Annotated in this window: 15 protein-coding genes and 1 riboswitch; of the genes, 1 reads left to right on the top strand and 14 read right to left on the bottom strand. The window is 47.3% G+C overall.

The features are described 5' to 3' along the window. Positions 1-18: 18 nt before the first annotated feature. The 5 genes from rpsA to LBPC_RS06780 all read right to left on the bottom strand — a co-directional run bounded on the left by rpsA (position 19) and on the right by LBPC_RS06780 (position 5,212). Positions 19-1,338: a 30S ribosomal protein S1 gene (gene rpsA / locus LBPC_RS06800; RefSeq protein ID WP_003565358.1), complete on the bottom strand. Its 1,320-nt coding sequence runs from the start codon at positions 1,336-1,338 to the stop codon at positions 19-21. An 87-nt stretch (positions 1,339-1,425) separates the two neighbouring features. After that, positions 1,426-2,091 carry a (d)CMP kinase gene (gene cmk / locus LBPC_RS06795; protein WP_003565355.1) on the bottom strand — a complete coding sequence of 222 codons (666 nt, stop codon included), beginning with the start codon at positions 2,089-2,091 and terminating at the stop codon, positions 1,426-1,428. 65 nt (positions 2,092-2,156) lie between these two features. After that, the gene (locus tag LBPC_RS06790) at positions 2,157-2,777 is read right to left on the bottom strand and encodes an SAG1386/EF1546 family surface-associated protein (protein WP_003660960.1); all 621 of its coding nucleotides are present in this window, start codon (positions 2,775-2,777) and stop codon (positions 2,157-2,159) included. A 58-nt stretch (positions 2,778-2,835) separates the two neighbouring features. Next, positions 2,836-4,245: a RecQ family ATP-dependent DNA helicase gene (locus tag LBPC_RS06785; protein WP_003660961.1), complete on the bottom strand. Its 1,410-nt coding sequence runs from the start codon at positions 4,243-4,245 to the stop codon at positions 2,836-2,838. Beyond that, complete coding sequence (locus tag LBPC_RS06780) at positions 4,232-5,212, bottom strand: helix-turn-helix domain-containing protein (RefSeq protein WP_003660963.1); 981 nt, start codon at positions 5,210-5,212, stop codon at positions 4,232-4,234. The genes LBPC_RS06785 and LBPC_RS06780 overlap by 14 nt, the downstream gene beginning before the upstream one ends. 65 nt (positions 5,213-5,277) lie before the next feature. Between LBPC_RS06780 and LBPC_RS06775 the strand changes: the two genes are divergently transcribed. Further along, positions 5,278-5,535 carry a ferredoxin gene (locus LBPC_RS06775; protein ID WP_003660965.1) on the top strand — a complete coding sequence of 86 codons (258 nt, stop codon included), beginning with the start codon at positions 5,278-5,280 and terminating at the stop codon, positions 5,533-5,535. 136 nt (positions 5,536-5,671) lie between these two features. Here the strand turns inward: LBPC_RS06775 and LBPC_RS06770 are convergent, their stop codons facing one another. The 9 genes from LBPC_RS06770 to pyk all read right to left on the bottom strand — a co-directional run bounded on the left by LBPC_RS06770 (position 5,672) and on the right by pyk (position 13,496). Then, a complete protein-coding gene (locus tag LBPC_RS06770; protein WP_003575012.1) occupies positions 5,672-6,250 on the bottom strand; it encodes an ECF transporter S component in 579 nt (192 codons plus the stop codon). Between the two features lie 96 nt (positions 6,251-6,346). Then, positions 6,347-6,465: riboswitch (FMN riboswitch) on the bottom strand. Between the two features lie 87 nt (positions 6,466-6,552). After that, positions 6,553-7,296 (bottom strand): pseudouridine synthase, encoded by a 744-nt coding sequence (locus LBPC_RS06765; RefSeq protein WP_003570271.1) that lies wholly within the window; start codon positions 7,294-7,296, stop codon positions 6,553-6,555. After that, complete coding sequence (gene scpB, locus LBPC_RS06760; RefSeq protein WP_003565342.1) at positions 7,280-7,900, bottom strand: SMC-Scp complex subunit ScpB; 621 nt, start codon at positions 7,898-7,900, stop codon at positions 7,280-7,282. Before scpB ends, LBPC_RS06765 begins: the two co-directional genes overlap by 17 nt. Beyond that, positions 7,900-8,625 (bottom strand): segregation and condensation protein A, encoded by a 726-nt coding sequence (locus tag LBPC_RS06755; RefSeq protein ID WP_003660966.1) that lies wholly within the window; start codon positions 8,623-8,625, stop codon positions 7,900-7,902. The genes scpB and LBPC_RS06755 overlap by 1 nt, the downstream gene beginning before the upstream one ends. Next, positions 8,600-8,986 (bottom strand): hypothetical protein, encoded by a 387-nt coding sequence (locus tag LBPC_RS06750; RefSeq protein ID WP_003565339.1) that lies wholly within the window; start codon positions 8,984-8,986, stop codon positions 8,600-8,602. The genes LBPC_RS06755 and LBPC_RS06750 overlap by 26 nt, the downstream gene beginning before the upstream one ends. Before the next feature lie 254 nt (positions 8,987-9,240). Next, a complete protein-coding gene (gene xerD / locus LBPC_RS06745) occupies positions 9,241-10,122 on the bottom strand; it encodes a site-specific tyrosine recombinase XerD (protein WP_003565337.1) in 882 nt (293 codons plus the stop codon). Between the two features lie 4 nt (positions 10,123-10,126). Beyond that, a complete protein-coding gene (locus LBPC_RS06740; protein ID WP_003565335.1) occupies positions 10,127-11,005 on the bottom strand; it encodes a CvfB family protein in 879 nt (292 codons plus the stop codon). Between the two features lie 39 nt (positions 11,006-11,044). Continuing rightward, positions 11,045-11,506, bottom strand: a complete 462-nt coding sequence (locus LBPC_RS06735; protein WP_003565333.1) for a DUF441 domain-containing protein — start codon at positions 11,504-11,506, stop codon at positions 11,045-11,047. 223 nt (positions 11,507-11,729) lie between these two features. Continuing rightward, complete coding sequence (pyk, locus tag LBPC_RS06730) at positions 11,730-13,496, bottom strand: pyruvate kinase (protein ID WP_003565331.1); 1,767 nt, start codon at positions 13,494-13,496, stop codon at positions 11,730-11,732. Positions 13,497-13,552 lie beyond the last annotated feature (56 nt).

The raw sequence follows: 13,552 nt of genomic DNA, 5'->3' as shown, positions 1-13,552 counted from the left end.
TTTTTAGGTTCAAGATGACTACTTGTTATCATCCTGATCATCATTGCCCTTAGCAGCATCTTTCAAGGCATCGCCTAAGATGTCGCCAAGTGAGAAGCCTGAATCATCTTGCTGATATTCAGCAGGAATCGACGTGGATTGATGACGATCATTGCCACGACGAGGACGTGAAGAACGACGACGGTCACCACGGTCGCTATTGTCACGACTGCTGTTGCCGCCTTCATGAGATTCTTCTTCAGAACCTGCTGGACGTTCCTGCAAAGCCTTGATGGACAAAGCAAGACGATGTGCATCAGGGTCAACGGAAAGAACCTTGACCTGCACTTCTTGGCCTTCCTTAAGGACATCCGCTGGGGTTGCTACGTGTTCGTGAGAGATCTGGGAAATATGAACCAAACCTTCAACACCAGGGAAGACTTCAACAAAGGCACCAAAAGTGGTCAAACGTTTAACTGTACCAGTCAAAACAGAGCCGGCCGGTGCCTTTTCTTCAATGTCGTCCCAAGGTTGTGGCAACGTTGCTTTGATGGACAAGGAAATGCGGTTGCGATCAGGATCAACGTTCAGAACCTTAACCTTGATTTCTTGACCAACCTTCAGAACATCGCTTGGCTTGTCAACATGATCAAACGAAATCTCTGAAACGTGAACCAAACCATCAACGCCGCCAAGATCAACAAAGGCGCCAAAGTTGGTCAAACGAGCAACTTTACCTTCAACGGTATCGCCAGGTTGAATCTTCGCAAAGATTTCCTTGCGTGCTTCAGCCTTGCTGGCTTCAACAATCGCACGATGTGAAAGAATCAGACGATTTTCACTTGGTTCGATTTCAATGATCTTGAATTCAAGTTCCTTACCCTTGTATTGGCTAAGATCTTCAACAAAATGATCTTCAACCATGGATGCAGGAACGAAGCCACGAACACCGGCATTAACAACCAGTCCGCCTTTAACGACGCTGGTAACCGGAGCGGTGATGGTTTCACCTGCTTCATACTTAGCTTGGATTTCTTTCCAAACCTTTTGCGCTTCCAAACGGCGCTTGGACAGCAGGAACTGCCCATTCTCTTTATCTTTGCCAACCGTTGAAAGCACAACTAAATCAAGCTTGTCGCCGACTTTTGCAACATCGTGAATGTCATCGATTGGCTGAGTTGATAACTCCTTGATCGGGACCACGCCTTCGACGCCTGTTCCTTCGATCCCAACGATCAATTGTTTATCTTCAACGGCAAGAACGTCTGCCTTGACGGTATCACCAATCTTTACTGTGGTGACACTCTTAAGGGCGTCCGCCATTGTTTCGGTGTTCTCATTAACGTTATTATCACTCATGCCAAAAAATCCTCCTATGCAGCTGTATACTGGATCTATTGTACTTGAAAACGAACCAAATTACCACCTATTATTTTAAGCCCTTGACTATTTCGTCTTTACTTGGCCTATCAGGGATAAAATTCGTTCCACCACTTCATCGATGGTCATTGATGTCGTATCAATTCTGATCGCGTCAGAAGCCTGACGTAGCGGGGAAACGGCCCGATGAGAGTCCTTGCGATCGCGTTCGGCAATCTCCTGTTCGAGGGTAGCTAGTGGTGTCTCAATGCCCTTTTGAATATTTTCTTTGTAGCGTCTTTTTGCCCGTTCAGCAACTGATGCCACCATATAAATCTTCACTTCGGCGTTAGGTAAAACGGTGGTGCCAATGTCGCGACCATCCATGACAATATTGCTGGATGCAGCGATATCCCGCTGGCGTTTCACTAGTTCAGTACGTACCTTGGGTAACGCTGACACTTGCGAAACATTGTTGGTCACGTCTGGTTCGCGAATGGCTAAGGTCACATCTTCATCATTCATTAAGACGCGCTGTTCAGGGTCACCCGGTTCAAACCGAATCGTCATGTTGGCGAGATGCTGCATGATAGCCGCCTCATCGCCAAAGCCCAGCTGGTCTTTGATGGCCATGTAGGTCACGGTGCGATACATCGCGCCAGTGTCACAATAGATAAACCCTAACTCCTTGGCGACTCGTTTCGCAATGGTACTTTTCCCGGCACTGGCCGGGCCGTCGATCGCAATTTGCATACTTTCCTCCACAACACACGACCCTGCTCATGCCAATACGCATGCAGAACAGGGTCGTGTCATGATTATTTCACTTTCAAAACCGTGCCCGGTGCAATGCTGGAACCCGCACTCATACCGTTCATCTGGAGCAACTCATCTAAGGTCATTCCATGATTGACAGCGATTCGATAAAGGTTATCGCCTGCTTGAACGGTATATGAACTGCCAGCCGTGCTGGCACTTGCTTGCTCGCTAGGCTGCGCTGATGCACTGGTCTGTTCTTCTTGTTGGGAAGTAACGCTTGGTGCTTGACTAGGCTGAGTCGACGCTGCCTGTGACGAGGCCACTGAAGTCTTCGAGGCTTTGGAAGCCTTCGATGATTTCTTTGATTTTGAAACTTTACTGCTCTTTTTAGTACTTTGGATCACAACGCGATCATTAGAAAGGTTAGCTCCATTGCGGCTTTGATCACCAGAAATTTTGACATAAATAATTGGTGCCAAAACCACAAGAATTAACAAGATCGCTAAAATCCAGGTCAATTTTGAACTTCCTTGCCTTTTTTTCTTGGTGGCAATGCGGCTCAAATTACCTTGATCATCACGATCATCGTCAAACAGCGTTTCCCAAGGTTTACTTGGATCCTCACCATTGGTGCGCTTGTGATCCTCATTGTCATGTTGGTGTTCATCTTTTTCCGCCATCACGATCCCCCTCACTACTGCGCTTATTGTATCATATTGACCAGCGTCAGGGCGTCGGTTATCTAAAGATTTGGTGAAATACTGCCTGCCAAGAAGCTAATTTTGGTTGTTCTTGTGGCACTTCAGGCTGTAGTTGGCGCAATATCGTAGTGGTGATCTCGCCACAGCACAAAGCCGTATGCGGTTCAATTGGCGAATCAAAATGTTGCAGCAGAACAGCACGACGGCATTCTGATTCATTAACAAAAGCCGCCATCGCTGCGAAACTAGCCTGTTTCTCAGTTAGTCTGTGCTGTAATTGCTGCTGCGTAGCCTCTACCGAAAAGCCAGCGTCTACATACGCTTCGATCAGATTGATCTGCGGATCGTCAAAAGTGCGATACGCCTCAGGATGCGCATAGATGAGCCGAATCAATGCCGCATCTGGCAACATCCCCGCCAAAATAGCCCCGTGCTGAACATCATGATCGGTCACCAAAAGCGCCGCTAGACTCTGCTTGCCATCACGGCCGGCTCGTCCGATTGCCTGATAATAAGCTTCAAGCGATTCCGGCACATAGGTATGCACGACGAACCGTACATTTGCCTTATCGATCCCCATGCCAAACGCACTCGTCGCACAGATAATGTGCAACTGATCCGATTGAAACTGTCGCTGGATTAGATCGCGTTGGTGCCGATCCAACCCAGCATGATAAAAGGCCGCAGCATGGCCGGCTTTTTGCAATCGTATCGCTAACGTCTCACACGCGGCTCGGGTAGCACTATAAATGATCGTTGGCCCCACCACCTCGTGCAATAACTGATCCAGTCTTAAAGCCTTTTCCTTATCTGTTAAGCCGGTCTCAACGCCAAGGAAAATATTTGGTCGATCGACTGACCCAGCCAAAATTGCTGGCGATTGCATGCTTAGATGTTGGACAATGTCACGGCGAACGGGCTCCGGTGCGGTTGCGGTTAAGGCAAGAATCGCATCTGCTTGCAATTGTTGGCGAACTTGTCCCAGCTGCAAATAAGCAGGTCGAAAATCTGGCCCCCACTGTGAGATGCAATGCGCTTCATCTACCACAAATAAGCCTAGGGCCAGTCGTTTGAGCGCCATGAGCACATCAGCGCGTTGTAAAATTTCTGGTGAGACAAAAATATAGTGGTAACTTGCCAATCGTTTGAGAATTTGGGTAAAAGCAACCGGTGGCATTTGCGCTGACAAGGCAATGACCCGTTTTTCTCCAGCTGCTTGCAAACGACCAACTTGATCATTCATCAAGGCAATGAGCGGTTCAACAATTAAACTTGGCTTGTTACTGATCAAAGTCGGCAATTGATAACAGAGTGATTTCCCGCTGCCAGTAGGTAAAATTCCCAGCGTGTCATGTCCATCCAACACCGATTGGATCAAAGCCTTTTGTCCAGGTCGGAATTCTTGAAAGCCAAAATGTTGTTGAAGTTGTGCTTCAAGTTGTGACACGCGGCCACCTCCCTTGAAAACTTAGAATCTGGAACAATCGAATCTGAAAAAAAGTACTTCCAGGAATGGCTGCCAACAATGCCTGATGATCGTAGATTTGCGTCACCCGATCAAGTGCACGGTGAATTTTAAGCGGCACCAAATGCTCAATCGGCAACGTTTCACCCATAATTGCCGCGAGCAACAGATGTTCATTAATCGTGCTTTGCTTACGGTGGCTGCGATGAGCAATTGTTGGCAACGCCATGCCAGCGCGTGCTTGCGCCAAGGTCTGCTGCGCCGGTCGCGAAACGAAATCGCGGGGTCCGCCCCACAACGCCGTCCACATACTCCTAGTATTAGCGAGCTGCTGAACCAGTGCCGCTAGCGCATCGAGTCGTTCAAAGTGAGCCTGCAATGTTGCTGGCATCAGTTGTCCAGCGTAGTCATGGCCAATCATGTTAGCCGCTAACGTGTCAGCTAATTCAGTCGGCAGTCCTTGAAAAAGGTTGCTTAATGTTGTAACGGCAGCTCGATGATCGACCTGCTGATACCACTGCTTCACAACTTGCTGTGTCGCCCAATTAACACTTATTGGTTGATAAGCACGGTTCGCATAACTCGCCTCAGAAAGCACTTGCACGCCTAAGAAGAACCGCGGTGCAAACACCGGTAAGTTCATCCACGGTTGATAATGTGTCGGTAACGGTAACTGGGTAACTGCTGCTTGCTTGAGATGCTGCCCTTTTTCCGTTAAAATCAAGCCGGTTTCAGTTTCACGCAGCATTCTTTGCACTTTCAACGTCGTGATGGCCGCTGAAAAAGCTTCTTTTGACAGACTTGGATAAAGATGCAACCATTGCAGTTGTTGGTGAATCAAGGCGGCGTAAAGGATTGAAATGGTCTGCTTACCAGTTAAGAGTCCAAAAACAGCCCGCTCACGCCGCGGCTGCTCACTGAAAAATTGAATCACAAAATCGGTCAGCAAAGCTTGTCACCTCATTTCTCAACATTGCTGTTTAAGTGTTATGTATCGTATAAAGGAGTTTGAATATGGCTTTATATGGCAGAGTAGAACGTCCAGAGTGTATTGCTTGCGGCTTGTGTCAGATGTTGGCACCTGCCCTTTTTGATTACGATCAAGCTGGCATTGCTTATTATAAACCAGATCGCAACACCGGCACTGAGCCTTTAAATGATCAGGCCACGATCGACTTTCGATTGGCCTACCAACGCTGCCCGACCCACGCTATCAAACGTAGCAATCAACCGTTCAACGCGCGCCCGTTTTCCGAGACGGGGAAAGCTTAACTGCTATAGTTTCAGATTACGCGAACCAATAGGAAGATTGACGTGATTCGTCGCAAGACAATCGATTTTACGCTAAAGAAAAACATCCGTCGCTTAACAAAGCTGACGGATGTTTTTTAGTTGATTGATCAAATCATTAATGACTAGGTTGAATCTCACGCCGAGCTAACCACGGTGCCAAGGCCTTGGCGATCGCGAAGAATGCAACCGAGACCACAATTCCTTTAATTAAGTTGAATGGTACAACGCCGATTAAAACGTAACGCGTCAGCGACATACCAAGGTTAAAATTGAAGACCGCCATGTACATCGGCGTGATCACCAGCCAATTGAGCACACTCATGACAACTGTCAGGCTTGCGGTACCTAGTACCAGACCTTCAATTTGCCGCAACAAGCTGTGCTTGCCACGAATCGTGTAAACAACTGGAAGCAGGAACCCAACGCTCGCAATGAAAGCTGCCAGATCACCAATTAAATTGACGACCCCGCCGCCTGTTAAAGCAAAATGCACAAGACTCCGGATAAATGCAACGCCGATCCCGCCAGCCGGGCCATATAATAACCCACCAAGCAAAACAACCAGATCTGATAGATCAAGCTTCAGGAACGGGAAAGCAGGAATGATCGGAAATGAAAACATCATCAAAACATACCCGATCGCCGCTAACAACGCGATACCAACCAAACGGTGAACCTTGGAACTACTTGCCATAAAGCATTACCTCCGTGAGGCCGTCTTCCGGAACTTAAAAAGACCTATTCCTCCTTCAGGGGGAATAGGTCTTGATTGAATGTAGATTCAAAAAAGCCCCATCTTCTTCCATCTAGACTATCACTATCGGTACCGGAGTCACACCGGTTCCACCGCATAAGCGGGTCGCGGACTATACCGCCGGTCGGGAATTGCACCCTGCCCTGAAGACGAACCAAGATTATTTAATTAACAGCTTTACTTTAGCAAAGGCACCGGAAAAGTTCAAGCGTTTGCACTGAAAACGTTAACAATTTCACCAACTACTTATTTTCCGATTCACCCGCTAGTTTTCGCAAGGCTTGCAGTTCTTGCGGCTTGATTGGCCGATGTTCACCTGGCTGTAACCCCACCAAAGTTAAGTTGCCATACGCTTCCCGAGATAGTTTTAGAACTGGGAAGCCGACTGCTTTAAACATCTTTTTAACCTGATGATTCATGCCTTGATGAATGGTCAAAGATACGATCGCCGTTTTTTTAGCCTTATCAGTCGAGATAATGTCTACTTTAGCAGGCGCAGTCATCTTGCCATCAACCTCGACACCTGTTTTGAGCGGAGCCAAGGCAGGTCGATTCGGTACACCTTGAACCTTGGCTACATATTTTTTCTCAAGCGCGTAACGTGGATGCATCAAATGGTTGGCTAAATCGCCATCGTTTGTCATCACAAGTAAGCCGCTTGTATCGTAATCTAATCGGCCAACTGGATAAAGACGCTCAGTAATATCCTTAAAGTAATCGGTGACGACATCACGTCCCTTATTATCTTGAACAGCACTAATCACGCCGCGCGGTTTATAAAAGAGAAAGTAGCGCTTAGCCTCTTTGCCAATCGGCACGCCATCCACTTCGACTTCATCATGCGGACCAATCTTGATGCCCATTTCAGTTTCAATTTGGCCATTAACTTTGACATGGCCAGTTGCAATCAACGTTTCCGCATGTCGACGCGAAGCAATACCGGCATTTGCGATAATTTTTTGAAGCCGTTCAGTTTTGGTTGTCATGTTGTTGATTTTGCTCCATTTTCTTTTCGTCTATAGTAGCTTCCTCTTGATCATCATCGTGCCGAAATGCCGTAAACAAATCAACCTCACCTGTATCGGCAGGCGCATCAGCTAGCGGTGGTAAATCAGCAAGGCGGTTCAACCCAAAATAGTCAAGGAAAAACTGAGTTGTCGCATATAAAATTGGTCGACCAGGGGCTTCTTTTCGGCCTGCCTCTTTGATGAGTTGTCGCGCAGCCAAGGTAGTTAATGCACCTGAGCTTTGAACACCGCGAATTTCGTCAATTTCAATCCGGGTAATCGGTTGCTGGTACGCGATAATCGCGAGCACTTCTAACGCAGCCTGCGATAATCCCGCAGCTGGCGGCCCAGCAAAATATTTCTTGATTGCAGGTGCGTACGCTGGTTTGGTCAGTAAATAATACCGGTCCGCAAACTGCTGCAATTGCAGGCCACGCTGATCATCAGCAGCCAGCCGTTGTCGATACGCGTCTAATTGCTGTCGCATCGCGCTTTCGCTGATTTCTAAAATGCCGGCCAGCTCACCCAGCGTCACGCCGCTTTCGCCAGCTGTGTAAAGGATTGCTTCTAGTGCTGGCTCCATTAAGCAGCCTCCTTCAAGTTCACTGTGATTGGATCAAAAGGCGCCTCTTGTTCACAAATAACCTGATCATTTTTCATCAATTCAAGTAAAGCCAGAAAAGTCGTCACAACCTGCTCAACCGACTGAACCGACAGTAAATCAGCAAAGAGACATTGCCCGCCTTTTTGCAATGTCTGTAGCACTTCGCCGATTCGTTTTTCAACGGATACAGGTTCGGTTTCAATGTGGGCAATGGTTTGGCGAGTGGCTTGTTGTGCCTTCATCACACGCGCCATGGCCGCTTGTAAATCAACTAATTTCACCGAACCTGGCGCAAGTGGCACAGCCATTTTGGCGTCTGGCAATGTGGTTGGCTTGGCATAGGCTTGTGCGCGTTTAGCCTCGCGTGCTTTCAAATCCTTTGCCGCTTCTTGGTAGACTTGATAGGTCAATAATTGTGCCACTAAATCTGCTCGTGGATCTGGCGCCTCATCAGGAGCCATCGTTTCGGGTTCAGGTTGCGGCAACAAAAGGCGACTTTTCAAGACCATCAAATTAGCGGCCATGACAAAATAATCGCCGGCCACGTCCAGCGCCAGATCCTGCATTTGATGCAGGTAATCTAGGTATTGAGCGGTGATCTCAGCGATCGGAATGTCGTAAATGTCAACTTCATTCGTCCGAATCAAGTGCCAAAGCAAGTCTAACGGTCCGGAGAAGTCATTCAGCACGAGTGTCAGTGCCATGGTCATCCTCTTTTCGAAACTTGTTAAAGGCGGCGATTAGCGGTGCATGTTCAAGGGCACCCATCAATTTCTTGTTTGGGAAAAGTTCAGTCAGTTCAGTCAACGCGGCAAATGCCGTTGCTTGGTCACGAAAATTAGGTGAAAAGCTTAAATGCCGCACCAAAACAAAGTCAGCACTTAGTTCAATGCCAACGACACCAACAAAATCATTCTTATGTTTGTATAGATACAACGCATGGGAATCATCTTCGGTGTACATCTTGAGTTCTGTCTTTAAATGCCCGACATCTTTCAGATCCGGAATAAAAGACAACAATCCCATCGCGATCTTCTCATAGTCGTTTTTGTATTTAACCAGCATGTTTGCCTCCAAGAGATACTCTCGTAACACTCTATCATAGAAACGCGGCAGTAGCAAAGGGCAGAGCGTGAACGTATGTGTCAAGCTTTTCTCGGTTCTACGCTAATCAAGTTTAATTCTATTGTCCGATTTGGCTCCGCCAACGCTCTGCTTTCTATCTTAGTATTCGAGCTAGACTGCCCATGGCAATGCTGATGGCCACAATCTCTTAGTCATCAAACATATTCTTAGAAAGGAACACCCTGTCAAAATAGCTACCCGCGCGGATGCGTTTTATGATAGACCGCAACCAGATGTTGATTGCTTAAATGGGTGTAAATCTGGGTCGTGCTGATGTCGCTGTGGCCGAGTAGTTCTTGAACCACGCGCAGGTCAGCACCGTTTTCGAGCAACCTTGTCGCAAAGCTGTGACGAAGAGTATGCGGTGTGACATCTTTTTCAATGCCGATACTTGCAATATATGCTTTGAGGTTCTTCCAGATCCCTTGGCGAGTCATTGGGCCACCGTGAAAATTGACAAAAACGTTTTTAGGTTGTACTCGTTTGAGTAATTTGGGTCTGGCCTCTTGCAGATAGCGATCCACCCATTGTGTGGCTTGCGGACTAATGGGAACCAGTCGTTCTTTGTCTCCTTTACCAGTCACTTGAAGTAGATTCATTGCCAAATGCAATTGATCAAGACGTAAATCAACAACTTCTGAAACCCGTAACCCAGTGGCATACATCAACTCAAAAATAGCGCGATCACGTAATCCCAATGGCTTGTCGGTATCTGGTTTGGCCATCAAAGCATCGACTTCTTGACTCGACAACGTTGCTGGTAAATGTTGGGCACGTTTTGGGGTGTCAATCTTGGTCATTGGATCAGCTGAAATTGCCCCTTCACGCAATAAAAACCGATAAAACTTGCGTAAAGCAGAAATCATGCGGCTAACTGAAGCAGGTGCCTTGGTGGCATTCTGCTCCTTTAAAAAGGACTGGATGGTACCGAACTCCTCAGGAAATGTCCTTCTTTTTCGGGCCGCTAGCCAAGCCGAAAAAGTGATCAAATCCTGCTGATAGCTAGTTTGGGTGGCTTTTGCCAATCCGCGTTCAACATTTAGATAATGAATAAAATCCGCGATCAACCCATGCATGATGTTACTCCCGAGACGCCTTGGCTGCGGCCGTCAAAATCGTATACCCAGCTTCCTCTTTCACTAAGCCAGCCTTCAACAAATGGCCCAGTGCGCGCTTAAAGGCGCCTTTACTGATGCCAAAGGTTTGCTTAATCGCTTCAGGATCGCTCTTATCCGTATAAGCAATTTTTCCTGAAGGATCATGCTGCAAAACTGCCAAGATCATGCCAGCATCATCACCGATGGCCTGATAGGCACGTGGTTTTAGCGACAAATTCAGCTCGCCATTGGCACTAACCCCGATCACGCGAGCATGCAAAATTTGCCCAAGTCGCGGTTCAGCATCGCGCTCACTTGGATGGATAAAACCCAAATAAAAATCATCGGTCAAGACACGCGTTCCAGCCATCTTCAACCGATAAGCCGTGGCAGTAACATCAGCATTCATCTGCTCAGGCTTCGCGCGATTTGCAACCGCGTGGATGATACTTTCATCAGCCAGATTGCCCCACATCCGGTCTTTTTTGTCGACTGTTAAGGCAACCATTAATTGATCGCCTTTTTGCGGCCATAAACGGCTGATTTCAGGTAACTGGTCTTCACTAACCACAATATCTTTGTCTGGTAAGCCGATGTTCACAAATACCCCAAGATCCTTACGCACTTCGACTACTTTCGCAAAAGCGTAATGGTCGCGGCCAACTGTCGGAACTTTTGTGGTTAACCGAGCCTGCCCTTGCTTATTTTCATAGGCAAAACCCTCAACATCACTGCCAACTTCTGGAAGTTCAGCCAACTCACTGCGATCAATGGCCAAAGTGACGCCATCATGCTGAGCAAAGACTTCCGTGTCATTGTGATCCGTCACTTGTGCGGTGACAATACTGCCATTAAAATTCATTTATTTTTCTCCTTAAACCAGCGCCATAGTTGCCGGTCATTAATGTCCAGGAACAAGATTAAAAACGGTCAAGATAACATAGGTGAGGCCACTGGCGATCACCGGTCCAGCCGCAATGCCCTTTAAGAACACGACGCCAATAATTGTGCCAAAAACCAATGCCACAGTCATTTCCGGGCTCATTGCCAGCAGACCGACACCCTTTGCCGACAAAACAGCGACTAAAACGCCGCACCCGATCGCAATCCAGCCAGCCGGACTTTTAATGACATTAAGAAGCTCTTTAAAGCCGATCTCACCCGTTGCAATTGGCACCATGATAGCGGCTGAAATCACAGTCACGCCCCAATTGATCCCTTGCGTCTGAAGCAATTTCAAAAAGTTTTGAGTTTGCGGGATCAGCTTGAGAACCATCACAGCACTGACCCCAATTATCAGGCTTTTATTTTTGCCGACAATTGCAATTGCTAAAATACCTAGTAAAAAAAGCCAACTCTCCACAAGTGTTCCCTCCATCATGATGCTGACCAAACTGCCAGCGTTATCGCTTACGAGATTGCATACTGTTTCTTATTATAAGCCACTCGCACGCACCTGACGACCTCTGCTCATACATTTATCAGTAAGTTGCTCAAAACAGGCAACGCTACTGTTTTTTTGGAAGAAAAAAACTCCCAAATTTCCTTGAGAGTTTTTCCTAACCTTTAACAGGTCATTTTGAAGATTAAAGGGCGTTGGTAGCACCTTTGTAGATGATCCCACGACGGGAGTCAACAGTAATGATCTGGCCATCGGAGATGACGCTGGTAGCATTTTCAGCACCAACAACAACTGGGATACCCATAGCAATACCAACAACAGCTGCGTGACTGGTCAAGCCACCGGTTTCAACAACCAAGGCAGCTGCTTTTTCGATTGCTGGCAAATAATCTTTGTCAGTCGTCTTAACAACCAGAATGTCACCCTTTTGCATCTTAGCAGCAGCTTCTTGAGCATTGCTTGCGATGACTGCCTTACCAATCGTGGATTCGTCGCCGACACCTGAGCCTTGAACCAGCTTGGAGCCAATGAGTTGAACCTTCATCACGTTGGTTGTGCCAGATTCACCAACAGGAACACCGGCAGTGATCAAGATCAGATCGCCTTCCTTAGCAAAGCCAAGGTCTTGGGCCTTCTTGGTTGCCAAGTCGAACATAGCATCGGTGTTAGCAGGCTTTTCAGCAATGATTGGGTAAACGCCCCAGTTGACCATCAGGCCGCGTTGGGTCTTTTCGCTGAAGGTAATGGCAAGAATGTCAGCCTTCGGACGATACTTGGAAATCATGCGGGCAGTGTAGCCGGATTCGGTCGCAGCAACAATGGTCTTAACCCCTAAGTTGCGAGCCGTGTGTGCAACACTTTGGCCAACAGCTTCGGTGACGTTCTTGTTACTGTATTCCTTCAATGCGAAGGCATCCTGATCCATCATCGCTGCTTCGGTGTATTCGTCAATCCGAGCCATTGCAGCAACGGATTCAACCGGATAGTCACCATTAGCAGATTCGCCAGAAAGCATCGTTGCATCGGTGCCATCAAACACGGCATTGGCAACGTCGTTTACTTCGGCACGGGTAGGACGTGGGTTTTCTTGCATGGAATCCAACATTTGTGTAGCCGTGATAACCGGCTTACCCAAAGAGTTGCACTTCTTGATCAAGCGCTTTTGAACGATCGGAACATGTTCAAATGGAATTTCAACACCCATGTCGCCACGAGCAACCATTAAGCCATCGGAAACCTTCAAGATGTCATCAATGTTGTCGATGCCTTCTTGTGATTCGATCTTAGGGAAGATCTGAACATTAAGTGCGTTCTTTTCTTCAAGGAGTTCACGAATGTCTAAAACGTCTTGAGGCTTACGAACAAAGGAAGCAGCAATGAAGTTGATCCCGTTGTCCAAGCCGAAACGAATGTCATCGGAGTCTTTTTCCGTAATCCCAGGCAAGTTGATGGCAACACCAGGAGCGTTGACACCCTTCTTACCACCAAGGACACCGTCGTTTTGAACAACGGTAACGAGTTCACGGTTCTTTTCGTCCTTTTCGGTGATCTTCATGTCAATCAAGCCATCATCAAACAAAACATGGCCGCCAACGTGAGTGTCATCATAAAGGCCAGGATAGGTAACAGCAACTTTTTCCTTGGTGCCTTTCAGACTTGCATCCATGGAGATGCGAACTTTGTCACCGGTGTGAAAATCGATCTTACCATTCGGGGTATCTTCAAGAGTTGTCCGAATTTCGGCACCCTTCGTATCCAGCATGATACCAACGGTCTTACCCGTGATCTTTTCAGCTTCGTGAACCATGTTCATCCGTGCCAAATGCTCTTCATGATCACCATGTGAGAAATTGAAACGGAAAACGTTGGCACCCGCTTCAATCAACTTAACGATGATATCAGTGGTGTTACTTGCAGGTCCAAGCGTGCTGACGATCTTGGTTTTTTTCATAAGTGAAATCGCTCCTTGAAATTATTTAAACAGACGTTAATGTCGTTTGTTTACGA

This window comes from Lacticaseibacillus paracasei subsp. paracasei, from assembly GCF_000829035.1.
In the GTDB taxonomy this organism is placed as follows: domain Bacteria; phylum Bacillota; class Bacilli; order Lactobacillales; family Lactobacillaceae; genus Lacticaseibacillus; species Lacticaseibacillus paracasei.
This window is presented reverse-complemented; position numbering and strand designations above follow the sequence as displayed.